A 25895-nucleotide genomic window follows, 5' to 3' on the forward strand; every position below is an offset into this window, starting at 1 on the left:
AGCGGAAGGTCTCACCGTGCCGGCTCTCACCGGACGGATCGACGCGCCCACCAACACCTACGCAGCGGTACTGCGTACTCCTGGCGCGTGGAAGTTCTATTTAGCGGCGGCCCCGGCCCGGATCGGGATCGCCATGACCGGCCTCGGCATCGTCTGGCTGGTCCACGGATCGACCGGCTCGTACGCCGCGGCAGGTAGCGTCACCGGCGGCTTCGCGGTCGCCGAAGCGGTCGCCGGACCGCAGGTCGCCCGGCTCATCGACCGTTTCGGCCAGACCCGGATGTTGCCGATCACTCTGCTCGCCCACGCGGCCGCCGTCGCTGTCCTGATCGGTCTGACCGTGTCAGGTGCGCCGCTCGCCGCCCTGATCGCGGCAGGAGTTCTGGCCGGCGGTTCGCTGCCGCAGGTCAGTGCGCAGACCGGCGCACGGTGGTCGCATGCGCTCCGGGACACACCGCTCCTGTCGACGGCGTTCGCACTGGAGTCGCTCAGTGTCGGCGTCGCCTTCATGGTTGGTCCAGTGCTGGTCGGCATGGTGAGCTCGTCCAGCAGTCCGGCAACAGGCTCGACCCTCGCAGCCAGTCTGCTGATGGCAGGTGGTTTCCTGCTCGCATCACAGCGCGGTACGGCGCCGCCGCCGACCAAGGCCGGTCAGCACGAGAGCCCCAAACGCCTGCTGCACAAGCGGTTCGTCGGCCTCGTCGGGACCAACATCGGCGTCGGCCTGTTCTTCGGCAGCATGCAGGTGTCCGTCACGGCGTTCGCTGTCTCGCGAGGTACGCCGGGTCTCGCCGGACCGCTCTACAGCATCACCAGCCTGGTGAGCTTGTTCGCCGGACTCCTGTACGGCGCGAGGCGCTGGCGGACCGCTCCGGAGACGCAGTTCGTCATCGCGTTCGTCTGGCTGGCCGTGAGCTGTGTGCCCCTGATCCTCGCGCACACACCACTGACCGCAGCTGTTGCGTTGGCCCTTCCTGGCTTGGCCATCGCACCGTTCCAGACCCTGTCAGCTGTCTTGGCCGAGGCGACGGTCGACTCTGCCGTCCTGACTCAGGCGTTCACCTGGCTGAACTCTGGCGGCGCGGCAGGCATAGCAATGGGCTCGGCGTTCGCGGGCTGGGTCGTCGACGGGCACAGCCCGCAGTACGGCTTCGGGGTAGCGCTCGGAGCGGCGCTGACGGCAACGGCGATGGCGGTGACCGTGAAGGTCAGCGGTAGGTGATCTGACGTTCGGCTGCGGCGCGTGCCGCGTACTCGGCCGGGGTCAGTCCGATCTGCTGCTTGAACTCGTTGGAGAAGTGCGCCTGGTCGAAGTAGCCGAGGGAAGCGGACAGTTCCGCGAGCTCGGCGACTTCGCCCTGGGCGAGCAGCTCGGCGCCGTCGTGCAGCCGGTAGCGCCGCAGCACCCACTTCGGGCCCACACCGACGTACCGGCGGAAGAGCCGCTGCAGCGTGCGGATCGGTACGTCGAAACGCTCGGTTACCTCGTCGACGCGGGCCAGCGAGCGGTCGGCGGCCATCGTCGAGACGATCTCGCGGACCAGCTCGTACGACGGATCGGGCGGTGCCAGGTGATCGCGCAGGAACGCCTCGAACACCGCACGCCGCCGGGCATCGGACTCCGCCTCGAAGACCAGGTCCGCGAGCCGGTCGCCGTCCGGGAACACCGCGCTCAGCGGCAGCACCTCGTCGCGGAACGAGCCGACGTCCAGACCTGTGATCGCGCCGAAGCCGCCGGCCCAGAACTTCACCCCGAACGCGCGCCCGCGGCCGCGCAGCTCGCGCTCGAACTTGCGCGTGCAGACGCCGTTCACGAAGGCGCCACCCGGCTGCTCGAACGTCACGTTCACCGCCGGGAAGGGCAGCACCTCGGCCGTGTACGGCTCGTCGAGATCCCATTCGACGATCCAGTACCACTCCACGAACCGCCCCGCCTCCAGCCCTGCGGCGAGCCGGTTCAGCGAGCGGTGCCGAGCCTGCTCGCGGGGGTGCAGGATCCCCTTCTCGCTGTTGGTCGGTTCGGTCAACGCCGGCTGTCGCTTTCTTCCAAGACCGTGCGGGGCTGAGCAGATTGACTGTGAGTCATGACGACGAACACCGTAAACCCCATCCCCGACAGTTATCACTCGCTGACGCCGTACCTGGCGGTCGCGGACGGGCCGAAGGCGATCGAGTTCTACACGTCGGTGTTCGGCGCCGAGGTGATCAGCCGGCAGGACATGCCGGACGGGCGGGTCGGTCAGGCGGAGCTCAAGTTCGGGAACTCGATGCTGCAGCTCAGCGACGAGATGCCGCAGATCGGGCTGCGGGCGCCGAACGGCGAGTGGGTGCACTCCTCGCTGGTGCACTACGTGCCGGACGTCGACGCGACGTACGCGAAGGCGATCGAGGCCGGCGCCACGTCGGTCGAGGCGGTGCAGACCTTCATGACCGGTGACCGGTTCGGCACGGTCATCGACCCGTTCGGGCACCGCTGGGCGATCCTGACGAAGGTCGAGGACGTGTCCCGCGAGGAGGCGGACCGGCGGGTGAAGGAGTGGCTGGCCACGAACCCGGAGGGCCTGGAATAGACCGGACATGAGGAAGCGGCCCGCCGGAACCGTCCCCTGCGGCAGTTTCGGCGGGCCGCTGACTAAGAGTGTGCACGCGATCACGGAAAATGGCAACCCGTCACCTGATGAAACAGATAGTTGAAACGGTCGCTTCGAGGTTGTGGACAAGCCCGAAAGGCTGACGCCGCAGTCCGGTAGGCTTTGGTCGCAAGAGCCTGGATGCGTTGCCGGATGAATGTCCGGTGAACGTCTCCGGGCTTCACCGTTTCCAGCACAGGAGGGCTGAGATGCCCGCAATCGTGCTCGTCGGCGCCCAGTGGGGCGATGAGGGCAAAGGCAAGGCGACCGATCTGCTCGGCAACACGGGCGAGGTCATCGACTACGTGGTGAAGTTCAACGGCGGGAACAACGCCGGCCACACGGTCGTGATCGGGTCCGAGAAGTACGCGCTGCACCTGCTCCCGAGCGGCATCCTCACACCGGGTGTCACCCCGGTGATCGGCAACGGGGTCGTGGTCGACCTCAGCGTGCTGTTCGAGGAGCTCGACGCGCTGCAGGCGCGCGGAGTGGACCCGTCGCGGCTGGTGGTCAGTGCGAGCGCGCACGTGATCCCGCCGTACAACCGGACCCTCGACAAGGTCACGGAGCGGTTCCTCGGCAGCCGCCGGATCGGTACGACGGGCCGCGGTATCGGTCCGACGTACGCCGACAAGATGAACCGGATCGGGATCCGGATCCAGGACCTGTACGACGAGAAGATCCTCGAGCAGAAGGTCACCGGGGCGCTGGAGCAGAAGAACCAGCTGCTGGTGAAGGTGTACAACCGGCGCGCGGTCGAGATCCGCGAGGTTCTCGACGAGCTGCTCGGGTACGCGGACCGCCTGAAGCCGATGGTCGCCGACACCAGCCTGCTGCTGAACAAGGCGCTCGACGACGGCAAGACCGTGCTGATGGAGGCCGGTCAGGCCACGCTGCTCGACGTCGACCACGGGACGTATCCGTTCGTCACGTCCTCGAACGCGATCTCCGCGGGCGCCTGCACCGGCACCGGTATCCCGCCGACCCGGATCGACCGTGTGATCGCGGTCGTGAAGGCGTACACCACCCGCGTCGGCGAGGGGCCGTTCCCGACCGAGCTGCTGGACGCCGACGGCGAATGGCTGCGCACCCAGGGCGGCGAGTTCGGCGTCACCACCGGTCGCCCGCGCCGCTGCGGTTGGTACGACTCGGTCATCGCCCGGTACGCCGCGCGCGTCAACGGTGTGTCCGACTTCGTGCTGACCAAGGTCGACACTCTCACCGGTCGCGAGCGGATCCCGGTCTGCGTCGCTTACGACGTGGGCGGCGTCCGGCACGACGAGATGCCGATGACCCAGACCGACTTCCACCACGCGGTCCCGGTCTACGAAGAGTTCGACGGCTGGTCGGAGGACATCTCCTCCTGCCGCTCGTTCGAGGACCTGCCGAAGGAAGCGCAGACCTACGTCCGCGCGGTCGAGTCCCTCAGCGGCGCCCGGATCTCCGCCATCGGCGTGGGCCCGGAGCGCAGCCAGATCGTCCAGCTGTAATCCTGCGCAGACCCGGTCGGACCACTTGAGTCCGGCCGGGTTTGGCGATCGTCATACCGCGGTCATACCATCAGATCATGGCGGTGAAGAAGAAGACCTTGTCCTTCGACGAGGAGCTCTGGTCGGCGGTCGAGCGTCGGGCCCGTGCGGCTCACACGACTCCATCGGCCTATGTCAACGAACTGGTGGCCAAGAGCGAGCGCCTGTATCGCGGACTCGAGGCGGTGTCGGACTGGGAGTCCGAGCATGGCGCGCTGACCGCGGAGCAACTCGACTGGGCGGATCGCGCTTTGGCCGACGCGCAGGGTGAGTCGGCCGCCGACACCGGGGCGAGCGTCGAGAACAACGACCGGGGTCCGCGCGCGTGACCCAGCTGGTCTACGACGCCGGTGCGCTGATCGCGGCAGAGCGCAACGATCCACGTTTGTGGGCGATTCACCTGCGCGCCCTGATGCGTGGTGTCGAGCCGAGCGTTCCCGCCGCGGTGCTGGCCCAGGTATGGCGGGGACACAAGCAGCGGGACCTGCGGCGACTCGTCGACGGGTGTGAGGTTGTTCCGCTCACACAAGACCTCGCGACCAGGGTCGGGGAGTTGCTGGCTGTCGCGGACCGGGCTGATGTGGTCGATGCCCAGGTCGTTGCCTGTTGTTTCGAGTCAGCGGCGACATGCGTTACCTCTGACCGCGGCGACATCGCTCATCTGGCGGAAGCTGCGCGTACGGGAGCCTGGCGAGGCAACACCCGATGGAAGGTCCCGATCATCTTGCTCTGATCCGGCCGCCGTCGGATCAGTTGCCGATGATGGGGAGGTCGCGGATGAACGGTGCGTTGCGGAGGTCGCCGAGGGTTGGGCGCTCGATGTTCGGGGTCTGGATCGGGGATCGTGCCCAGTCGGCGCCGGCGCCCTGGGTTGCCTTGTAGAACATGAGGCCGCCGATCGCCAGTAGGACGACGGCGACGAGTGCGGACAGCCAGTGCGGGCGGAAGATGTTGCGGGCCGTGATGTGTGCGCCGCGGCGGAGTGAGCTGCCGCCGGGGCCCCACCAGCAGCAGAACAATGCGGTCAGGGCCGCGCTGCCGAATCCGACAGCCGACAGCGGCTGCCAATCGAGGTCGTACGCCGAAGCGGCGAGGCCAGTGACGATGCCGCCGACGACAACCGCTGTGAGCAGCGGCAAAATCAGGCACGGCAGTGTGATCAGGGCCGCGGTCGCGAGCTGCAGCGGGCTGGCTGCCGCGGCGACGACGCCGTCCGACTTCCCGGACCGGCCGCGGACCTGACGGCGCCGCATCAGCGCCGTACTCGAGCGGTCCACGGTCCGAGCCAACACCAGCAGCAGGATCGCCACTACCGCTCCGAGCCCAGGAGTCAGGGCGACCAGGCCGGTGAGCGCGAGCATGAAGCCGACGATGACCGCGGTACGCCGACCGGTCGGAGGTGACTTCGCCGGTTGAGCTGGTTGGGCCGGCTGGACAGGCACCGGCTGAGCAGGCTGCTGGTACGGCGCCGGAGGACCACCCTGGTACGGCGGCGCACTCTGGTACGGCGGTGCGCTCTGGTACGGCGTCTGCGCGTACGGGTTGTAGCCGGCCGGTGGTGCTTCCTCGACCGGCTTCTTCGCGGCAGCGTCGCGGATCTTGTCCCGGATCGGAGTGAACGCCGACAGCGGCGGAATCACCGGCGGAACCAACTGCGCCACCTCGGTCGGCGTAGGGCCAGTCGGCTCCTCCTCGACCGCGGGCTGCTCCGTCGGCATGAGCTTCGTCACGAGCTTGGTCGGCGGTACGGCGGCCACGGTCTGAGCTTCACGTGGCGGGAGCGCGTCGCGACCCTCGGCGTACCGGCTGAGGCCGGTCATGATCTCTTCCTGCGTCGGCCGATCGGCCTTGTTGGGTGAGAGCGCCGCCGCGAGCAGTGACTTCAGTCGCGGGTCCAGCCCGTCGAGGTCGGCCTGGCCCGAGTGCACCCTGGCCAGCACCGCCTCGAACGGTCCCTTGCCGAACGGCCGGCGTCCGGTCGCGGCGAACGCCGCAGTGGCCGCCCAGCCCCACCAGTCCGCGGACTGCGACACCATCTCGCCCTCGATGAGCTCAGGTGCCAGGTAGCCCGGCGTACCGATCACCAGGCCGGTCTGAGTGAGTCGCAGGTCGTCGGCGGCCTGTGCGATGCCGAAGTCGATCATCACCGGCTTGCCGTTGCACATCATCACGTTGCCGGGCTTGAGGTCGCGGTGGATCACTCCGGCCGCGTGAATCGCCTGGAGCGACTCGGCAAGGCAGCCGGCCAGTGGGAGCCACTTGCGCGGGGTCAGGGGTCCGCGCTCGTCCACCTGCTCGTCCAGCGGACGACCAGGAACGAAGCGGGTGACCAGGTAGGGACGCTCGCCCTCCAGGTCGTGGTCGAGGATGCCGGCCACACCGGGGTGGTTCACCTTCTGCAGTGTGGTCGCTTCGCGCTGCAACCGGGCCCGCGCGATCGGGTCGTGCGCGACGTGTGACCGCAGCACCTTCAGCGCGACCTCTTGCCGTTCCGGCCCTTCGGCCAGGTAAACAACACCCATACCGCCCTGTCCGAGCCGTCGGATCAGTCGGTACGGCCCGACCCGCTCTTCCACCTCCTCTTCCCGGGTGGAAGGCGGCCCCCCTGTCACTGACATGCCTTCTACGGTACGTCGACATCAGACCAATCCGTCCTGACTGCCTCGACGGTCCTCAGATCGATTCGCCGGGCCTCAGGTATCGGTAGTCGCTCTTGGTCTCCTCGGCGAGCCAGCCGTTGACGCTGCTGAGGCCCCGTTCGTTGATCTGGGCGTCGTGAATCGCGAACGCCCGCCTAGGTTCGATCGCCTTGACGAAGTCGATCGCCTCCGCTGTCTTCATCCACGATCCTTGTGCGGGCACCAGGAGCGTCTCGATCGGCTGATCGGGTACGTGCAGCGAGTCACCGGGATGGTAGATCGCCTCGTCGAGGATGTAGCCGAGGTTCGCACAATCCGGTGCGCCCCCGTAGATGAACGCATGGCGTCCGCCGACCGCGCGAACCTGGAAACCAGCGACCGTGAACTCGTCGCCGGCCGAGACTCCGATGGCATCCAGCCGCGGAATGTTCGCCTCGACGGGGGCATAGACCGGCACGCCGAGCCCGGCCAGGCGGAGGACGTCGATGTGATCGGCGTGTTCGTGAGTCACCAGCACAGCGTCCGCACCGTTCAAAGCCGTCGGCTCGCTCCACGTACCGGGATCGATGACCAGCACTCGGCCCTCATGTTCCAGCCGTACACAGGCGTGCGTGTATTTCGTGATCCGCATGGCGTCCAAACGTAGTGCGAGGTCAGCTGATCGGCAGGGTGAAGGTCAGGAGACCCGTTCCGATGGCGTTGGTGATCCACGGGCCCGCGCGCAGGTGGGCCTGATAGGTGAGGGCGGTCGCTCCGGTTGGCGGTCCGGACAGCTGCAGCACCAGCTTGCCCGGTTGGTACGCGACGGACGTCACTGTGACCGCAGCACCATCCACTCGGAAGTCAGCAGCGACACCGTCCTGCACGGTGAGTGGGTCGTTGGAGCGCAGCCGCACGGTCAGTTGCGAGCCGCTCGCCGTGACGTCACGCGGGTTAGGCGGAGCCACGCCGGCGGACGGTCCGCCGTACAGATCGCGGGCGAGTACGGCGTACGCGTGGTCGCCCATGTCGCGGTAGCCGCCGGCGTACGCGTAGTGGCATCCGTCGTGGCCGGAGAGCCCCGTGGTCGACAGTACGGTGACGCCGAGCGTGTCACCCATCTCACGCTGTGCCTCACGCAGGTTGGTCAGCGTCGAGTTGCTACAGGGCGACGTACGGACTTGGTAGACGTAGTACTTCGGTGTCGTCCCGAAGTCGGAACGCCAGTCCTGCAGGAGCGACGTGAAGCCGCTGACGTGTACGGCGGCGTTGTCGTTGTCGGACTCGCCTTGGTACCAGAGAACGCCGCGGAGGTGGCCCATGACGCCAGCGGCCGTCAGGCGCTGCCGGAGCCGGCCGTAGTTGGTGGTGATGTCGTCGGGGTTCGCGTCGTTGCGCTGGAAGAAGCTGATCGGCTGACCGCCGTGCGCACCGTTGATGAGTGCGATCGGGACCTTGTACTTGTTGACGAGCTGCCGCCCCATCCGGATCGCCCACTGCCCGACCGAGCCCGACTGCCGGGACACGTCACCGGTCGCGTACCCCCAGACGCGATCCGCGGCGGAGATCGACGGATCGGAGACCGGACTGCCGAAGCTGCGCAGGTACGGCGACTCCTCGCCACTCGCGGCGCCGTTGTACATCGAGGCTTCCGCGTTGGACTGCCCTTGCACGACGTACGCATCGCCGGACACGATGCCGTCACGCCGCGCGACGACCCGGCCGAGCGCCTTCAGCTCGAACGTGTACTCGTGCAGCCCAGCCTTGATCCGCGGCGTGAAGCGGAAGTCTCGCGACGCCGACGTGTAGACCTCCGTCTCGCCGTTCCCGGTCACCGTCAGCTGCACGCTCTTGACGCGTGGATCCGTCATCCGCCCGGCGACAGGCACCGTCGCGCGTCCAGTCGCATCGCGCGGTATCAACTGCCGGTCCTGAGGTGCCTGCGTGAGGCTGACGAGCGACGTGCGGACGTACGCCGTCAGCCGGCGCTGGGTGTACTGCGCCGCGTTGTCCGCGAAGGTCCAGTCCGGGTCGGCGGTGGGCCTCGCGCCGATGCCGAGCGACAGCAGACTGGCGCTCGACTGGGTGAAGGTGTTGATCGCGAACACCGGCTTCGCAGGCACGGTGGACGGCCGCGTCGGACCGACCTGCGAGACCTGGAACGAGCCGTAGCCGAGGGGCGTGGTCGGGCTGTCGTCGGCGTCGTACGTCGCCGCGGACCCGTTCGCCACTTGGGCGCTCGCTGTCTTCGCGTACTGGTTCGGCCACATCTCCAGGTAGCCGGACTGGCCCGTGCCCTCGGTCACGCCGGGCACGTTGGACCGTACGTCGAGATCGCCGACGCGCTGGCGCACGATCTCGCCGGGCCGGGTCGGCAGGCCGATCCGCCGGGCATCGGTGCTGAACGGCTCCATCGCGGTCCAGACCCACTGCCCGTCCAGTTCCAGGCAGTAGCCGACGCGGTCGAAGTTGGACCCGATCTCGGCGGTCCGGTCGAGGCTGTACGGCGGGGTGGTGTTCAGGTAGTTGGCCCGTTCGGGCAGGTCCAGTTGGAGGACGGGTGTGAACCCGGCGGCTGCGGCATCACACGCGGTCGCAGCACTGGCGGGGGTCGGTACGACGACAAGGGATGCGGCGAGCAGAGCCAGGACAACGGCGGCAGGACGTCTCACAGTGGACCTCCAGGGGCGGCGGGATGTCCCCACTAGATGTAGCTGCCCGGTGACCCTTGGTGCGAGCAGTAAGCGCTCAGCGGTGCCAACCGTGCGCCGAGAGGTGGCCAGAATCTTGCGAACCACGGCCTCGTGGCCACTGGCTCAGCTCGAAGCGCCCCAGTTGGGTAGAGGTATGCGGATCGAGATTCTGGTGTTCGACGGTGTCGACGAGATGGATGTGATGGGGCCGTTCGAGGTGTGGAGTCACGCCTCGCGTCGGCCCGGGTTCGATATGGCGCTGGTGGGGCTGGACGGACCGGCCGAGGTGACTGGGCTGCACGGCCTTCAGTTCAAGGCGCCTGAGGGTCTCGGGCAGCCGGATGCGCTGTTCGTTCCGGGTGGCGGCTGGATGAACCGCGCGGAGAAGGGTGCGTGGGCCGAGGCGCGACGCGGACTGATGCCGGCGCGGATCGCCGAACTGGCGCCGTCGCTGCAGTGGATCGGCTCGGTGTGCACGGGCTCGATGTTGCTCGCCGAGGCCGGCCTGGTGAAGGGGCGTGCGGCGACCACGAACCGCGGCGCGTGGGCTGAGCTGGAGGCCTTCGGCGCCGAACTGAAGACCAACCGCGTCGTCGACGACGGCACACTCGTCACCGCGGGCGGCATCACCGCGGGAATCGACCTGGCGCTGTACGTTGTCGAGCGCGAACTCGGCGCCGACGTGGCCGACGGGATCGCGGGTGCCATGGAGTACACCCGCGACCGCGACTTGTACGTCTCAGCCGGCTAGTTCGGGATAGACGGCGGTCAGGTCGAGCGCCATCGCCGCCTTCGCGCCGCGGGCGGTGTCGTCGGCGAGGACCTCGTACGCCCCGGACTCGATGCCGTCGAGAGCGTGCTTGGCGATGTCCTCCGGCCGCGACTTCGGGGCCGTCACCGCGGTCACCATCTCGGTGTCGACGTACCCCATGTGCAGGCCGGTGACGCCGATGCCGCGGTTCAGCAGTTCGAGGCGGATCGCGTTGGTCTGCAGCCAGAACGCGGCCTTCGTCGCCGAGTATGCGCCGTGCCGGGCGACCCAGGACAGGGCCGAGTGCGCGTTCAGGACGTGGCCGCCGCCGTTGCGCTCGATGATCGGGACGAACGCCTTGGTGAGCTGGAGCGGGCCGAAGAAGTTCGCGTCGAAGACCGCGCGGACGTCGTCGATGGAGGCGTCGAGATAGCTGTCCGGCGAGCTCGCGCCGGCATTGTTGATCAGCACCGTGACATCCGGCGCGGCCGCGGCCAGTGCGTCGATCGACGCCTGGTCGGTGACCTCGAGCGGCAGCGGTACGACGCGCGGGTCGGTGCTCGGGCGCGGGGTGCGGGCGGTCGCGTAGACCTTGGCCGCGCCGCGGGTGAGCAGGTCGTCGACGATCGCCTTGCCGATCCCGCGCTGCCCGCCGGTGACCAGGACAACGGCGCCTTCGAGTGTGGTCATCTGGAACTCCTGAAGTGGGAAACCGATCTGTTTCAGCCACCGTAAACCGATCGGTTTCCGAATTCAAATCCAGCCGGTACCCTTCAATGCATGAGCACTTCCGCAACTCCCCGTGAGCGGCTCCTGGACGCCGCGGGCGAACTCTTCTACCGCGACGGCGTCAACATCGGCGTGGACGCGCTCTGCAAGGCGGCGGGGGTGTCGAAGAAGTCCATGTACCAGCTGTTCCGGTCGAAGGACGAGCTGATCGCGGAGAGCCTGGCCAGCCGCGGCCCGGCGTACCAGACGATGCTGCACCCGGGCGCCGAGGACGACCGCGGGCCGCGGGAGCGGATCCTCACCGTGTTCGACCGGCAGGACGCTATGGTTGCTTCGGGCAACTACCTCGGCTGCCCGTACGTGAGTACGGCGGTGGAGCTGAAGAATCCCGAACACCCGGGATCGGTGGTGGCGCGGCACTTCAAGCAGCAGCTCACCGACTTCTTCCACCGCGAACTGGTGAAGGCCGGCGCGGAGGATCCGTCCACGCTGGCCGTCCAGCTGACGATGATCTTCGACGGTGCGGCCGCCCGTGCGGTCGTCCGCGCGCAGCCGCTCGGCGGCATCGGTGCGGTTACCGCGGCCGCTCTTCTCGACGCGGCCGGCGTCCACGCGGGTGAGCTCGCCCTCAGCTGAGCCTATTCTCGCCACTGTGGAGATTCCTGGCGAGTTTCATGACCTGCTGGCTTCGAAGGCGATCGCCCTGGTCGGGACGATCGGCAAACGAGGCGAACCGCAGGTGACGCCGCTGTGGTTCCTGTGGGACGGCGAGCGGGTGCGCATCAGCCTGGTGGACGGGCGGCAGAAGCTGCGCAACCTGCAGCGGAATCCCCTGATCTCGCTGGTGATCGTCGATCCGGCCCGGCCGACGTACTACGTCGAGCTGCGAGGCCGGATCGACGACCTGGTGCCGGATCCGGAGCTGGCGCTGGAGCAGGCGGTCGCCCGGAAGTACACCGGCGGCTGGACCGATGTCGAGCCGCCGGGTACGACGCGTTACGCGACGAGCATCGTCGTCGAGCGCATCACCAGCCAGCTAGGTCACTGACTCGCGAGACCTGCCAGCTCGGCGCCCGCGAGCAGGAAGGCGCCGACGCCGAAGTCGGCCGTCGAGTTGTAGGTGATGGGCTGACTGGACTCCGGCCGGTCGCCGACCTTCTGCACGTACCCGAGGAAGCCGTCGGGGTGTACGGCGGTGGCGACCATCCCGTTCCAGGCGCGGGCAGCGACCGGGAGATAGGTTGCACTGGGCAACAATCCGGAGCGGGTGGCGTAGCCGGTGGCGTATGCGAAGAACGCCGTACCGCTGGTTTCCGGGCCGGGGAGGTGCTGGGCGTCGGCGAGGTTCACGTTCCAGAAGCCGTCGGTGCGCTGGATCGGTCGCAGTGCGGTGACGAGCTGCTTGAGCGTGTCGGCGTACTCCTGACTCTGCTGGACTTTCAGGACTTTGACGTGGCCCGCCGCGACCCAGCCGTCGCCGCGTGACCAGACGACCGGCTTGCCGCCAGGTGAGGTGATGCCGCCCGGGCGGAACCGCTCGTCGCGATACCAGAGGCCGCTCGAGGGGATCCACAGCTGCCGCGTCCGCTTGGTGTGGTTGTAGAGCTGGTAGAGCTTCGCTGTGTACGCCGGGTCGCCGCGAAGCTTCCCGAGCCGCGCGAAGGGTGGCATCGCCATGTGGAGGGCGTCGCACCACCACCAGTCGTCGATCTTCGTGCTGTCGACCATCCGCTGGAGCGTGTCCGTCGCGGCGGCCAGCTTGTTCGCGGACGGCTCGAGCTCGTACAGGTCGAGGTACGTCTGGATGCAGTTGTGGTTGTCGGCGTGCCGGGTGGTGACGCCGCCGGGGATGCCGTACGCGTGCTTCTCGGCCCAGGTACGGGCGTAGTTCAGGTACCGCGCCTCGCCGGTCAGTCGGTAGGCGGCCATCAGACCGCTGAAGAACGTCGATCGCGCCCAGCCGTTGTCACCGGGGTCGGCGTGCGTGCCGATCCACTGGTCGGCGACGCGGCGGACGGCTGCGACGATCGCGGCCCGGGACGGCAACGTGCCGGCGGGCGGGGCGGCGTGGACGGTGACGGAGGGTAGTGCCGGGGCGGCCATGACTGCGGTTCCGACGGTCAGGAACTGGCGTCGTTTCATGGGACAGATCCTCACTTTGTTCCACTGAGCTGGGAAAGTCTCCTGTTTTGTTCCGCGGTGAATTTTCTTCCTGCTGAGATGTTGACGCCCTTACGGTCCGTCGTCAAACTTTCGAAAAGACCCTGCGCTAGTGGGGGAAGCGCAAGTGTCCACCGCCCCGAAGAACAGGACACCGCCCATGAGAAAGAAACCCCTGGTCCTGGCCGCCGCCTGTGCCGCGCTGGTGGCCGGGAGCCTCAGTGCCCCGGCAGTTGCCTCGCCGCAAGCAGTCGACGCGCCGGCCACGTTCACGCATCCGGGTGTCGGGTCGAGTCAGGCCCAGCTCGACTTCGTCCGGGCCAAGGTGCAGGCCGGCGCGCAACCGTGGACCAACGCCTTCAACCAGGCGAAGAACAGCGCGTACGCGTCCCTGTCCCGTACGCCGAAACCCCGCGCGGTCGTGGAGTGCGGTCCGTACTCGAACCCGAACTACGGCTGCACCGACGAACGTGAGGACGCCATCGCGGCGTACACCGACGCACTGCTCTGGTACCTCACCCGCGACGACCGCTACGCCCAGAAGTCCATCCAGCTGATGGATGCGTGGTCGGCGACGATCCGCGACCACACCAACAGCAACGCGCCGCTGCAGACCGCCTGGTCCGCGTCCTCGTGGCCGAAGGCCGCGGAGATCATCAAGCACGCGTACGGGAACTGGCCGAACTCCGGCCGCTTCGCCACCATGCTCCGCAACGTCTACGTCCCCGAGATGATCAACGGCTCGAACTCCAACGGGAACTGGGAGTTGAGCATGATCGAGGCGCTGCAGGGCATCGGGGTGTTCCTCGAGGACAAGGCGATCTATGACAAGGCCATCGCGCTCTACCGGCTGCGCGTACCGGCGTACGTGTATCTGGAGTCCGACGGCGCGCTGCCGAAGACCGTGCCGAGCCAGAACCTCAACACCCGCGACAAGATCGTCAGCTACTGGCAGGGCCAGGGGACGTTCGTGACAGGCTTGACTCAGGAGACCTGCCGCGACTTCACCCACACCGGCTACGGCATCTCGTCGATCTCCCACGTGCTGGAGACGGCGCGGATCCAGGGCATCGACATGTACCCCGAGTTCGGTGAGCGGCTGCGTCAGGCGCTCGGCTTCCAGTCCAAGTGGGAGCGCAACCTGGAGCCGGTGCCGTCGTGGCTCTGCAAGGGCACGCTCAAGCGCGGGCTCGGGCCGATCACCGAGGTCGGGTACAACGCGCTGCACACCCGTCTCGGGATCGCGATGACGAACACGCAGGCGCTGACCGAGTCCCGCCGGCCGGCGGGCTCCAACAACCTGTTCGTCGCGTGGGAGACGCTGACCCACGCGGAGAACCCGTCCTAGAAGAACTTCCGGGAGGGCCAGAACTCTGCCCTCTGGCTCTCCCGGATCAGCAGTGCGCCTCGCCGCGCTTCCAGTAGCCCTGGAAGGAGATGGCGCTCTTCGGCATCCCGACGGCGTTCACGAGGTGGCGACGTACCTCTTTGATCATCGACGACTCGCCCGCGACCCACGCGTAGTCAGGGTCAAACGGCAGTGCTCCTGACTTCACCGCGTCCACCAGTGACCCGTCGGTCACCCACGTGACATCGGCAGCGCCAGCCAGCGGCCGTACGTCGGCAGCATCGGGTACGGCGACGAACACCGTGGCCTGTACTGCGGCCGGGAGCTCCTCCAGGATTCCGGCCAGTGCCGGCAACGCGGTCTCGTCCGCAACGAGGATCCGGCGCACACTGGTCGCCGGCGGGACGTAGTCGACGCCAGAGTGCAGCAGGCCCTTCGTGCTGGTCGTGTCGACCGCGAACGGCAGCAGCAGGCCCACCTGGTCGCCCAGCTCGGCTTCACTGACCCAGGCCGACGCAGGTCCGTTGACGCCGTGCAGGACGAACTCGACGTCCAGTTCGGCCACCTCCGGCCGGAGCGCTCGTACCGTGTAGGTCCGCATGATGAAGCGCTCTTCGACCGGCTGGGCGCACCACTCGGTGTACCACTCGGGACCGGAGGGCAGTTTGATCGCACTGCCGTTGGGCGGAGCCAGCAGGACCTTGATGCGCTGGTCCGGGCCGGCGGTGACCGCCTCCGCGATCCGCGGTGCGACGAACGTCACGCGGCGCAGGTGCGGGCTCAGGTCGTCAACGGCCGCCACAGTGGCCAGGAGCGAGTCGAACACGATCGGTCGCTCGAGCACAGTCGTCATGCTGTGGTTTCTCCATAAACTTCGCAGGGGGGACTCAGATGCGGACCCGAGGGCGGCCGGGTTATTCTGAGGCATCTAGAGGTTAGCCTTACCTAAGAGGATCCCGAAAGTCCAATGCCCCCGCCTAGTGCCGTGGTCGATGCCGGCCCGGAGACCGCCGCTCCGTCACGTCCGCGCCGCCGGACCCGGCGGACCACGCTCGTCCTCGGGCTGGTCGGTTGCGTCGTCCTGCTGGTCCTGGTGTCGCTGCTCAGCATCGCGGTCGGGTCCAAGCAGATCCCGTTGTCCACGGTGATCGATGCCCTCCGCCACTACAACGAGTCCGACACCGATCACGTGATCATCAGGTCACTGCGCGTGCCGCGGACGCTGATCGGTCTGATGGTCGGCGCCGCGCTCGGGCTGTCCGGGGCGCTGATGCAGGGCGTGACCCGGAACCCGCTGGCCGATCCGGGCATCCTCGGCGTGAACGGCGGCGCCGCGTTGTTCGTTGTCGGGGGCATCTACTGGTTCGGGCTGTCGTCGTTGACGGCGTACGTCTGGCTGGCCTTTCTCGGTGCGGCCGCGGCATCGGTCGCGGTCTACCTGCTCGGTTCGCTGGGGCGCGAGGGTGCGACACCGGTGAAGCTCGCGCTCGCCGGTGCGGCGCTGACCGCGATGCTCGGGTCGCTGACGACGGCCCTGCTGATCGGTGACGTCGACACCTTCGACCAGTTCCGGTTCTGGTCGGTCGGATCGTTCGCCGGCCGCGGCCCGGACATCGCGGAGCAGGTGGCGCCGTTCGTCCTGGTCGGGATTGTCCTGGCCTTGTTCTGCGGGCGAGTGCTGAACGCGTTGTCGCTGGGGGACGACGTGGCCAAGTCACTCGGTCAGCGAGTGGGACTCGCCCGCGCGTTCGTCGCGGTGGTCGTCGTACTGCTCTGCGGCGCGGCGACCGCGGCGGCCGGGCCGATCGGGTTCATCGGGCTGACCATCCCGCACGTGGCGCGGCTCGTCACCGGGCCGGACTACCGGTGGATCCTGCCGTACTCGATGCTGCTCGCGCCGATCCTGCTGCTCGGGTCCGACGTGATCGGCCGCGTCGTCGCGCTGCCCGGTGAACTGCAGGTCGGCATCGTGACCGCGGTCCTCGGCGCTCCGTTCTTCATCGTCCTGGTACGCCGCCGGAAGCTGGCCGACCTATGACGGCCGCTGACGCGGTTCAGGTCATCTCGCGTGCCCGCGCTGCCCGGCAGGCCCGCACGGTCGTCGTCATCGCGGTCCTCGCTGTGGTGGTGTTCGCGACCTTCTGCGTCTCGCTGTCGCTGGGTGACTTCAAGATCCCGGTGATCGACGTGGTCAAGACCCTGTTCGGCGGCGGCGACCGGGCGACCGAGTTCATCGTCAACCGGCTGCGGTTGCCCAGGGCACTGACCGGGCTGCTGGTCGGTACGGCGCTCGGCCTGTCGGGCGCGATCTTCCAGAGCATCGCCCGCAACCCGCTGGCCAGCCCGGACATCATCGGCGTGACGTACGGCGCCAGCGCGTTCGCAGTGTTCGCGATCGTCACCCTCGGCCTCACCGGGGTCGCGGTGTCGGCGTTCGCGATCGTCGGCGCGGTGCTGACCGCCTTCATCATGTACGTGCTCGCCTGGCGGCACGGGGTGTCGAGTTACCGGCTGATCCTGATCGGGATCGGCATCGGCGCGATCGCCACCAGCATCACGTCGTACCTGCTGACCAAGGCCCGGGTGGAGATCGCGCAGCAGGCGCTGATCTGGCTGACCGGCAGCCTGAACGGGCGGGACTGGTCGAACGTACGGTCGCTGGCGATCACGTTCGCCGTTCTGCTGCCGGTGATGGTGTTCCTGATCCGGCAGCTGCGGATCCTGCAGCTCGGCGACGAGACGGCGTACGGGCTGGGGCTGCGGGTCGAGGTGGCGCGGCTCGGGCTGATCGTGGTCGCCGTACTGCTGGCCGCGGTGGCGACGGCGGCGGCCGGGCCGATCGGGTTCGTGGCGTTCGTCGCGCCGCCGATCGCGCGCCGGCTGACCCGGTCGCCGGGGCCGGCGATGATCACGTCCGGTCTGCTCGGGGCGCTCGTGGTCGGGCTGTCGGACCTGGTCGCGCAGCACGCGCTCGGCGAGACGCAGTTGCCGGTCGGAGTGGTGACCGGCGTGATCGGAGCGCCGTACCTGATGTTCCTGCTGGCGCGGGCCAACCGTGTCGGGAGTGGTGGCTGAAAAGATGGAGAACCCTGTGGAACACAGCTTGGCAGCCGACGGACTCGCGGTCGGGTACGACCAGCGGGAGATCATCCACGACCTCTCGGTGCGGATCCCGACCGGGAAGATCACGGTCATCGTCGGCGCCAACGCCTGCGGCAAGTCGACGCTGCTGAAGACGCTGGCGCGGTTGCTGAAGCCGTCGCGCGGGACGGTGCTGCTGGACGGGAAGAGCATCCAGCAGATCCCGACGCGGGAGGTGGCGACCAAGCTCGGTCTCCTGCCGCAGTCGCCGACCGCACCGGAAGGGATCACGGTCGCGGACCTGGTCGGGCGCGGGCGGTACCCGCGGACGCGGTGGATCCGGCAGTGGTCGCGGTCCGACGACGAGGCGGTGGCCGAGGCGATGACCTCGACCGACGTACTGTCGATCGCGGACCGGCCGATCGACGAACTGTCCGGCGGTCAGCGGCAGCGGGTGTGGATCGCGATGGCGCTGGCGCAGGAGACCGACATCCTGCTGCTGGACGAGCCGACGACGTTCCTCGACCTGACCCACCAGTTCGAGGTGCTCGATCTGCTGGTCGACCTGAACAAGTCGGAGGACCGGACGATCGTGCTGGTCCTGCACGACCTGAACCAGGCCTGCCGGTTCGGTGACCACCTGATCGCGATGAAGGACGGCGCCATCGTTGCCGAGGGCAACCCTTCCCAGGTGATCACCGAGGAGGTCGTCCAGGACGTCTTCGGACTGGCCGTCAAGGTCGTCCCCGACCCAGTCGCCGGCACCCCGATGGTCGTCCCGATCGGCCGCCATACAACCGTCCAGGACACCCCCGCGACGGCCAGCCCCGCAGCCGCAGCTCTAGCCGCCAGCGCAGCAGCCAACGGAGTCTGCCGCCCCACCGACCGCTAGACCCGCCGCTTACGTCCGAAGAACCGTGGGCCATGGAGCACAGATCTTCGGACGCAAGGCCTCTGCCGGTGCGGTCTGTCGATTGGGGTGGTTATCGTGGCGGGCATGTTGTCGGCGCTCGGGTATCACCGGTCTGTTCTGGCGGTTGTTCGCCAGGTGGACGAGCGTGCCTGGGCGGCGTTGCACGGCGGGCCGGAGGGCTCGCTCGACGAGGTCCTGCTGCGGAACGCGTACCGGTTGGAGGCCGACGTACATCGCGATGTCTTCCGGGCGGGGGAGCGGGCGGCTCGTGCTCTGGAGCTGGACGAGGGCGTCGACTTCTACCAGGTGAGTGGCGAGCCGAATGCGGCGTACCTCCACCAGGCCGGCAAGGCGGTGATCCTCTTCCAAGGGGCGTTGCTCGATCGGCTGGACGAAGACGAGCTGACGGCGGTCATCGGGCACGAGTTGGCGCACCGGCTGTTGTGGCAGGCCGAGGACGGTGGGTTTCTGGCGGTCGATCGGCTGCTCGACGCCGCGGCCGGTGACGCTCGGACGCCGTCGCAGTACCTCGAGACACATCGGCGCTGGTCGCTCGCGACGGAGCTGTTCGCGGACCGGGGAGCGCTGACGGCGTGCGGTGATCTGAGTACGGCGATCCGCGCGTTGCTGAAGCTGGAGACAGGCCTGAGTACGGCGGACCCCGCGGCGTACCTGAGGCAGGCGGAGTCCCTGGACCTTCGCTCCGGCAGCCGTGGGACATCGCACCCGGAGGCTGTCGGACGGGCGTGGGCGTTGAAGAACTGGCTCGACGGCGAGGACGTCGAGGTCTTGGTGACCGGTCCGCTCGACGTGGACGCGCCGGACCTGCTCGACGCGGTGTTGCTGCGTGAGTTGTCCCGCGACTTCGCGGCGGCGATCGCGCACACGGAGGGGCTCCGGACCGATGCGATCGCCACCGCGGCCGCGGGCTTTGCGGATCCGCCTGGACCTCTCGGTGTGCCCGGTGGAGCGGTGCGCTTCGACGAGCCGTTGGCGGTGCGTCCGGTGGACGGAGCGCCACTGCCGCGCCCACGCCCGTTGACCGCGGCCACGAAACGCTATCTGTGTTACCTGCTGCTCGATCTCGCCACGGCCGACCCCGAGGCCGGTGACGCCGGACTGATCGCGGCATTGGCTGTCGCGCGCCGGTCCGGGCTTCCTGGGTACGTCGACGTCGCGGACGACGAGCTCGGGTGGAGCGACAAAGAACGCGCACGCTTCGTGCAGGCCGCCGCGGAGGTGGTCGGATGAGCGCGGAGGACCTCGTTGCGCTGGCCGTCTCGCAGGGCGGTTTGGGCAACGACGCGTTGCTGGCGGCGGTGCTGCCGCTGTTCCACGAGACGGCCGCGGTGCACGAACGTGGGCTGGTCGCGCCGTTGCGCGGTCTGGATCGGATCGTGGTCGACGAACAGAATCGGCTGGGATTCGCACCCGAGGACGCGGGCCGGCCGACTCTCGCCACGCAAGAGATCGACGCCCGGCAGGGCAAACGACCTTCTGCTGTTGAGGTTGTGGCGCATCGGCAGGCCGACCTCGACCTGGGCGAGAGCGGCGGCCAGGAGACGATCGTCGTACCTGAGCCGGTTCCGGACGCGATCGCGGCGCCGACGCTGGTCGCCGGATGGCAGAGCTGGGAGCACGTGGTCGGGCACCACGATCAGCTCACCGACATCTTCAGCCTGGGGCAGCTGCTGCTCGCGCTCGGCTGCGGTCTCGACCTGTCCAGGACGGCCGACGTCGCGACCCTGATCGATGCCCGCGGCAACTTGTACCGGCTGGATCCGGACCTGCATCCGGTGATCGTCTCGGTCGCCGCGCAGATGGTCGAGCCGGACCGGCACCGGCGCGCGCAGGACCTGCACTCGCTGATCGAACAGCTCGAGAACTACCGCGACCAGCCGCTCGACTTCGACGTCGAGGCGATCGTCCGTGGCGTCGCCGACCGGCGTACGGCGGTGCTCGGCGCGCTCCGCGACCGGCTCTTCGACCTCTCCCGGCGGAACCGGCTGATCAACTTCCGCCCGACCGCCCAGACGCTGAACCTCACCGAGGTCTCGGTGCCGCTGATGCTCGACGTCCGGACGATTCGTTCCGAGCAGCTGTTCACGTGGCGCGACGACATCGCCGAACATCTGCTCAAGAAGGCCCAGCCGCTGGGCAAGTGGATCCGGTACGACGAGGCGCCGTACGCCGCCAACACGCTGGACAAGCTGATCTCCACAGCGCGCCGGGACCGCGCCGACTACGGGCAGGATCAGCTGCGGCTGGTGCCGGCGTTCCTGCGCTGGCACGACCTGAAGAACGACCGGGACACCCGGCTCGCGTCGCCGTTGGTGCTGGCGAAGGTGGAGCTGACGAAGAAACGCGGCGTACGGGACTCGTACACGTTGCGGGTCACGGATCCGATCGCGGAGGTCAACCCGACGCTGCGGCACAGTTTGCGGCAGCTGTACGGGATCTCGCTGCCGGAGACTGTCGACTTGTCGGTTCCGGGCGCGCTGCGGGAGTTGCACGAGCGGCTGGCGAAGGAGATCCAGGCGACCGAGCCGGGTCTGCAGCTGCATCTGCGCGAGAAGCCGCGGATCGATCTGGTGCGGCAACGCGCGATGACGCGGCTGCGGACGTACAACCGGCGCCGGCACGGGAACGTGGCGACCGGGTTCGGCGGGAAGCAGTATCCGTACTCGTACCGGCGGACGGACTATCAGCCGCTCGGCGTGCAGATCTTCCGGGCCCAGATCGCGCAACAGCCGCTGCCGCTCGGGATCGCGCTCGGTGCGGAGCCGCGGCGGCCGGGGGCGCTGGAGACCGATGTGTACTCGCTCGACACCGAGGGCGGGCCGTACTCGTGGGACGTCGACCTCTGCGCGGTGTCGCTGGCGAACTTCAACTACCGGACGCTCGGGCTGGTTCGCGACTATGACGAGCTGCTGACGACCGGGGAGTCGGCGGCGTCGTTCGACCAGCTGTTCTCGGATCGGCCGCGGCCGGTGGGGAGTGCGCTGCCGGAGTTGCCTCCCGCCGACCGGCATCTCGTCGTACCTGCTGACGGGTCGCAGGTGGCGGCGATCGCGCGGGCGCGCCGGGGCGAGAGCTTCGTGATCCAGGGACCGCCCGGGACGGGGAAGTCGCAGACGATCACCAACCTGATCGCGGACTTCGTCGCGCGTGGGAAACGGGTGCTGTTCGTGTGCCAGAAGCGGGCGGCGCTGGATGTCGTGCATGCGCGGTTGGCCAGTCGGCGGTTGGACGGGTTGTGTGCGTTGATCCACGACTCGCAGGGGGACAAGAAGGCGTTCATCCACGGGCTTCGGGAGACGTACGAAGCGTGGTCGGCGGCTGAGGACGACCTGGATGCGTTGACCGACCGGCGGGCTGAGCTGGTGGCGCGGGTCGATCGGTTGCTGGCGACGGTGGATGCGTTCGAGAAGCAGTTGGCGACTGGCAGTCCGCGCCTTCGAGACCTCGTCAACCGGCTTGCTTCGCTGCATGATCACGCGTGGGACCCGCCTGAGGGATCCGAGTTGCCTGCTGTGGACGAGTGGTTTGCGGCTGAGGCGGCGGTGCGAGAGGTTGCGCGGGCGCTGGCGGCGGCTGACCCGTCGACCGGTGGGGTGCTGGCGCGCAGCCCGCTCGCCTTCCTCGCCCGCTGGGACGCCGACGTCACGGCGTCCGCCCGAGAACTCCGCGCGAAGTGGGACGCGGTCGGGCAGGCGGCGCCGGGAACGAAGGGTGGGCAGGCGACCGTGCGGGACATTCGGGCGCTGGCTCATCTTGGGCGGTTGTTGGAGCCGTTGGCTGCGCTGGATCGGGTCGAGGCGATTGTTCCGCGGTCTGCGGTGGCTCGGGAATTGTCGGCGGCTGGTGCGGAGCGGAAGAAGCTTGTTGCTGCTGAGCGGGCTGCGTGGAAGGAGGCCGCGGGGTGGCAGGAGCCGCTTGCGCCGGCTGACGCGCGGTCCGCGTTGAAGGTTGCTCAGAGCAAAGAAGGTGGCGTGTTCGCGTTCCTCAGCGGCGACTGGCGCCGCGTGAAGTACCTCGTCCGCAGCCGCTTCGACAGTACGGCGCGCTCGGTGCAGCCGTCCGTCACCGAGATCCTCACCGACCTGGTCGCCGCCCAATCCGCCTCGGCCGCCGTCGCGGACCACACCGAACAGACCCGCCGCGACTGGGCCGCCGACGATCCGCGCGAGCTGATCGACCAACTCGCCGCCGCCCGGAAGAGCATCCCCGACTGGCGTTTCGTCCTCGACGAAGGCGCCCCCGCCGACCTCGCCCGCCTGGCGGATGCCCTCGACGACGCCTCGGACCTCACCAGCGATCTGCTGGCCGGTCACTGGGACACGCTGACCGTCGACGGTCTCCGCGACCTCGCCGATCGGCTGTCGTCCCAGAACCCCGTCGTACGCGCCGTCGGACCCAAGATCCGCGACCTGGCCCCGTCCGCGCTCACCGCACTCCGGCGGTTGGACGCGACCCCCGACCAGCTCGAGTACGCCGTATGCGCCGCGGAGTGGGAGCGGGCCCGCTCGGCGGCGCCGTTGCAGCTGTCCTCGGATCGCGTCGACGCGATCGTCGGCGAGCTGAGCATGGTGTACGACGATCTCACCGCGCTGAACGCGGAGGTCGTCGTCGCCCAGGTCCGGCGCCGGTTCCTCGCCGAGGTCGACCACTCCGAGCGCAGCGTGACCGGTATGTCGCCGGAGGACCGCGAACGCAAGAAGACGTTCGCGACCGGGCGGCGCGAGCTGGAACACGAGTTCGGCAAGGTGATGCGGTACCGGTCGATCCGCGACGTCGCCTCCGGCGCGCCCGGCGAGGTCGTGTCCGTCCTGCGGCCGGTGTGGTTGATGAGCCCGTCCTCTGTGTCCGACACGTTGCCGTTGACCACGTCGTTCGATGTCGTGGTGTACGACGAGGCGAGCCAGATCCCTGTGGAGGAGGCGATCCCGGCCCTGCACCGGGCGCCGCAGGTGATCGTCGTCGGCGACCAGATGCAGCTGCCGCCGACGCAGTACTTCCGGGTGCGCGGCGAAGCCGATGACCTCCAGGCCGATCTCCAGGCGGACGACGAGGCCGCGGAACAGGTCGGGATCGCGTTGACCGAGGACAGTTTCCTCTCGATCAGCGCGTTGCGGCTGGCGTCGACGATGCTGACCTGGCACTACCGGAGTCGCTCGGAGGCGTTGATCTCGTTCAGCAACGCGGCGTTCTACCAGGGCAAGCTGGCCACGGTTCCGGACCGGTTGCCGCCCAACACGGCGCCGCCATGGACACTGAGGGCCGACTCACCGGTGTCCGAGGTGTGCGACAGTGTGCTGGCCGGGAGTATCACGGCGGTTCGGCTCGTCGACGGGGTGTACGTCCGGCGTACCAATCCGGCCGAGGCCCGCTGGATCGCTTCGCTGGTGCGGGAACTGCTGGTGCGTGGGACCGGCAAGAGTCTCGGGATCGTCGCGTTCTCCGAGGCGCAGCAAGGGGAGATCGAGCGGGCGCTGGACGAGCTGGCGGAGCAGGATCCGTCCTTCGCCGCGTTGTACGAGGCGGAGCAGGTGCGGACGCACGGCGAGCAGGACGCCGGGCTGTTCGTGAAGAACCTCGAGAACGTGCAGGGCGACGAGCGCGACATCATCCTGATGAGCGTCTGCTACGCCGCCGGACCCGACGGCCGGATGCTGATGAACTTCGGCCCGATCAACACCTCAGGCGGCGAGAAGCGCCTGAACGTGATCTTCAGCCGCGCGCGCGAACACATGGTCATCGTCAGCAGTATCGAGCCCGACGCGATCACCAACACCTACAACGACGGCGCGAACACGCTGCGCCGGTTCCTCGGGTACGCCGCTGCCGTGTCCCGGGGAGATCAGGTCGCCGCCAAGTCCGCGCTCACGTCGTACAGCCTGCGGACCACGCGTGCGGCCGGTGTGCGTCCTACCCCGGTCGTCGAACAACTCGCTGCCGCGCTGGAGGCCCGCGGCGTCGCCGTCGATCTCGCGGTGGGCGAGTCGGTGTTCCGCTGCGACCTTGCGCTGAAGGTTCCCGGTGACACCGGGTACCGGCTCGCGGTCCTCGTGGACACGCCCGAGCGAGTCGCCGCCGACACCCTCCTGGAACGGCTGACCACCCACCCGAGCGCCCTGACCACCACCGGCTGGCGCGTCCACCACGTCCTGACGACGGACTGGACACGCTCGCCTGAGGCCGTCGTCTCACAGCTTGTCGACGCCCTTCACCGCCCGGTCGACTGACCTCCCGCCGCGCCGTCGAGCAGGAGCCTGGCGGCCACGGTCGCACCGTCGGCCTTGACCATCTCGCGCACCTTCGCGGCTTGGTCCCGCGTCTCCGGAGCCAGAGCAGTGTCGAGCGCGGCAGACAGTGAGTCGACGGTCGGCGCCGGGCCCTCGTGTGCAGCGCCGATGCCCAATGCGGCAACCCGGGAAGCCCAGTACGGCTGATCGGCGATGAGCGGTACGACGAGTTGTGGCGCGCCGGCGCGCGCGGCCGTGGTCGTCGTACCGGCGCCGCCGTGGTGCACGACCGCCGCGACCCTCGGGAACAGCGCCTGCTGGTTGACCTCGTCGACAGCGAAGCAGGCCTCGCCGTCGGCGGCCAGGTCGGCCCAGCCGCGGCTGAGCAGCAGGCGGCGCCCGTGTGCACGGCACGCCTCGATGGCCGTCTGGGCGATGTCCTTCGGCGCATGTGCGGCCATACTGCCGAAGCCGACGTACACCGGCGGCTCACCGGCGTCGAGGAACGCCTCCAGCTCGTCCGGGAGCGGACGGTCGTCACGCAGGATCCACGCGCCGGTCTGGACGACCTCGAGGTCCGTCATGCCTTTCGACGGGCACAGCGTCGGATCCGCCGCGAGCCAGGGGTGATCGGTGAACACGTAGTCGCGAACGTTGTCGACCGGCGGCAGCCCGATCGCGGCGCGCTGGCTGTTCAGGGACGGCCCGTACAACTCGTTCACTCGCTGCGCATCGTGCTCCCACAGCACGCGCCGATCGGTCTCGCCGGGCGGCGACGGCGTACCCGGTCGTGCCCCGGGCGAGAAATGCTGTGACGGAATCCCGCCCAGGTGGAAGCCTGCGAGCACGTAGCCGATGCCGAGTTTGTCGGCCACGTCCCGAGCGCCCGCCGGCATCAGACCGGTCGCTACGATCGCGTCGCACCCCGGCGCCACCGCAGAGAGCGTCTCGAACCGTGCGGCGACGAGCCGTGGGGCCAGAGCGAAGGCGGGGTGACCCGAGGTGGGTTTCGGTGCCGTCACCACCTCCCGCGCCGACGGGCCGAGCGGCACCATCGGCACACCGGCGCGCTCCAGCAGGGCCTCGAAATCGTTCTCGGGTGGCGCGCAGACCGTTGCCTCGGCGCCAAGTTCCTGTAACGCCACGGCAAGGCCCGCCAACGGTTCCACGTCGCCGCGCGATCCCCAGGTAGCCAACA

22 protein-coding genes are annotated in these 25895 nt (G+C 68.6%); 14 read left to right on the forward strand and 8 right to left on the reverse strand.

Features of this window, described 5'->3' with window-relative positions:
• Positions 1-16 precede the first annotated feature (16 nt).
• Positions 17-1222, forward strand: a complete 1206-nt coding sequence (locus tag E0H92_RS04135; protein ID WP_131464712.1) for an MFS transporter — start codon at positions 17-19, stop codon at positions 1220-1222.
• Here the strand turns inward: E0H92_RS04135 and E0H92_RS04140 are convergent.
• Complete coding sequence (locus E0H92_RS04140; RefSeq protein WP_131464714.1) at positions 1209-2027, reverse strand: helix-turn-helix transcriptional regulator; 819 nt, start codon at positions 2025-2027, stop codon at positions 1209-1211. The two genes, E0H92_RS04135 and E0H92_RS04140, sit on opposite strands and share 14 nt — an antisense overlap.
• Before the next feature lie 57 nt (positions 2028-2084).
• Here E0H92_RS04140 and E0H92_RS04145 point away from each other — a divergent pair, with 57 nt between their 5' ends.
• The 4 genes from E0H92_RS04145 (at position 2085) to E0H92_RS04160 (ending at position 4892) form a co-directional block, all read left to right on the forward strand.
• Positions 2085-2570 (forward strand): VOC family protein, encoded by a 486-nt coding sequence (locus E0H92_RS04145; RefSeq protein ID WP_131283761.1) that lies wholly within the window; start codon positions 2085-2087, stop codon positions 2568-2570.
• A 269-nt stretch (positions 2571-2839) separates the two neighbouring features.
• Entirely contained in the window at positions 2840-4120 is a 1281-nt protein-coding gene (locus tag E0H92_RS04150; protein ID WP_131464716.1) for an adenylosuccinate synthase, read from the forward strand.
• Between the two features lie 77 nt (positions 4121-4197).
• Entirely contained in the window at positions 4198-4488 is a 291-nt protein-coding gene (locus tag E0H92_RS04155) for a hypothetical protein (protein ID WP_131464718.1), read from the forward strand.
• Positions 4485-4892, forward strand: coding sequence for a PIN domain-containing protein (locus E0H92_RS04160; protein ID WP_131464720.1), 408 nt, complete (start codon positions 4485-4487; stop codon positions 4890-4892). Before E0H92_RS04155 ends, E0H92_RS04160 begins: the two co-directional genes overlap by 4 nt.
• Before the next feature lie 16 nt (positions 4893-4908).
• On the opposite strand, the gene E0H92_RS04165 is transcribed toward E0H92_RS04160, so the two are convergent.
• From E0H92_RS04165 to E0H92_RS04175, 3 genes are read right to left on the reverse strand one after another with little or no spacing between them, the layout of a single operon-like run.
• A complete protein-coding gene (locus E0H92_RS04165; RefSeq protein ID WP_131464722.1) occupies positions 4909-6777 on the reverse strand; it encodes a serine/threonine protein kinase in 1869 nt (622 codons plus the stop codon).
• A gap of 55 nt (positions 6778-6832) precedes the next feature.
• Complete coding sequence (locus E0H92_RS04170; protein ID WP_131464724.1) at positions 6833-7429, reverse strand: MBL fold metallo-hydrolase; 597 nt, start codon at positions 7427-7429, stop codon at positions 6833-6835.
• 22 nt (positions 7430-7451) lie between these two features.
• The gene (locus tag E0H92_RS04175; protein WP_131495431.1) at positions 7452-9449 is read right to left on the reverse strand and encodes a sialate O-acetylesterase; all 1998 of its coding nucleotides are present in this window, start codon (positions 9447-9449) and stop codon (positions 7452-7454) included.
• Between the two features lie 175 nt (positions 9450-9624).
• Here E0H92_RS04175 and E0H92_RS04180 point away from each other — a divergent pair, with 175 nt between their 5' ends.
• Complete coding sequence (locus E0H92_RS04180; protein WP_131495432.1) at positions 9625-10221, forward strand: DJ-1/PfpI family protein; 597 nt, start codon at positions 9625-9627, stop codon at positions 10219-10221.
• Here E0H92_RS04180 and E0H92_RS04185 read toward each other — a convergent pair.
• On the reverse strand, positions 10210-10911 hold the full coding sequence (locus tag E0H92_RS04185; protein ID WP_131495433.1) for an SDR family oxidoreductase: 702 nt from the start codon (positions 10909-10911) through the stop codon (positions 10210-10212). The genes E0H92_RS04180 and E0H92_RS04185 overlap by 12 nt on opposite strands.
• Positions 10912-11001: 90 nt before the next feature.
• Between E0H92_RS04185 and E0H92_RS04190 the strand changes: the two genes are divergently transcribed.
• Entirely contained in the window at positions 11002-11586 is a 585-nt protein-coding gene (locus E0H92_RS04190; RefSeq protein ID WP_131495434.1) for a TetR/AcrR family transcriptional regulator, read from the forward strand.
• Between the two features lie 16 nt (positions 11587-11602).
• Positions 11603-11998, forward strand: coding sequence for a PPOX class F420-dependent oxidoreductase (locus tag E0H92_RS04195; RefSeq protein ID WP_165549687.1), 396 nt, complete (start codon positions 11603-11605; stop codon positions 11996-11998).
• Here E0H92_RS04195 and E0H92_RS04200 read toward each other — a convergent pair.
• A complete protein-coding gene (locus E0H92_RS04200; RefSeq protein WP_131495436.1) occupies positions 11992-13092 on the reverse strand; it encodes a glycoside hydrolase family 88 protein in 1101 nt (366 codons plus the stop codon). The two genes, E0H92_RS04195 and E0H92_RS04200, sit on opposite strands and share 7 nt — an antisense overlap.
• Before the next feature lie 178 nt (positions 13093-13270).
• Here E0H92_RS04200 and E0H92_RS04205 point away from each other — a divergent pair, with 178 nt between their 5' ends.
• Entirely contained in the window at positions 13271-14458 is a 1188-nt protein-coding gene (locus E0H92_RS04205; protein ID WP_131464739.1) for an alginate lyase family protein, read from the forward strand.
• 46 nt (positions 14459-14504) lie between these two features.
• Here E0H92_RS04205 and E0H92_RS04210 read toward each other — a convergent pair whose 3' ends face one another.
• On the reverse strand, positions 14505-15311 hold the full coding sequence (locus E0H92_RS04210; protein ID WP_131495437.1) for a siderophore-interacting protein: 807 nt from the start codon (positions 15309-15311) through the stop codon (positions 14505-14507).
• Between the two features lie 114 nt (positions 15312-15425).
• Here E0H92_RS04210 and E0H92_RS04215 point away from each other — a divergent pair, with 114 nt between their 5' ends.
• The 5 genes from E0H92_RS04215 to E0H92_RS04235 all read left to right on the forward strand — a co-directional run bounded on the left by E0H92_RS04215 (position 15426) and on the right by E0H92_RS04235 (position 24697).
• Positions 15426-16496 carry a FecCD family ABC transporter permease gene (locus E0H92_RS04215; protein ID WP_131495438.1) on the forward strand — a complete coding sequence of 357 codons (1071 nt, stop codon included), beginning with the start codon at positions 15426-15428 and terminating at the stop codon, positions 16494-16496.
• Positions 16493-17533, forward strand: a complete 1041-nt coding sequence (locus E0H92_RS04220) for a FecCD family ABC transporter permease (protein ID WP_131495439.1) — start codon at positions 16493-16495, stop codon at positions 17531-17533. The genes E0H92_RS04215 and E0H92_RS04220 overlap by 4 nt, the downstream gene beginning before the upstream one ends.
• A gap of 4 nt (positions 17534-17537) precedes the next feature.
• Complete coding sequence (locus E0H92_RS04225; RefSeq protein WP_131464746.1) at positions 17538-18431, forward strand: ABC transporter ATP-binding protein; 894 nt, start codon at positions 17538-17540, stop codon at positions 18429-18431.
• Between the two features lie 105 nt (positions 18432-18536).
• A complete protein-coding gene (locus tag E0H92_RS04230; RefSeq protein ID WP_238153055.1) occupies positions 18537-19703 on the forward strand; it encodes a M48 family metalloprotease in 1167 nt (388 codons plus the stop codon).
• Positions 19700-24697, forward strand: a complete 4998-nt coding sequence (locus E0H92_RS04235; RefSeq protein ID WP_131495440.1) for an AAA domain-containing protein — start codon at positions 19700-19702, stop codon at positions 24695-24697. Before E0H92_RS04230 ends, E0H92_RS04235 begins: the two co-directional genes overlap by 4 nt.
• Here the strand turns inward: E0H92_RS04235 and E0H92_RS45440 are convergent.
• Entirely contained in the window at positions 24679-25866 is a 1188-nt protein-coding gene (locus tag E0H92_RS45440) for a glycosyltransferase (protein ID WP_272948825.1), read from the reverse strand. The genes E0H92_RS04235 and E0H92_RS45440 overlap by 19 nt on opposite strands.
• Positions 25867-25895: the final 29 nt, after the last annotated feature.

It is taken from the genome of Kribbella speibonae, assembly GCF_004331375.1.
Taxonomy (GTDB): Bacteria; Actinomycetota; Actinomycetes; order Propionibacteriales; family Kribbellaceae; genus Kribbella; species Kribbella sindirgiensis.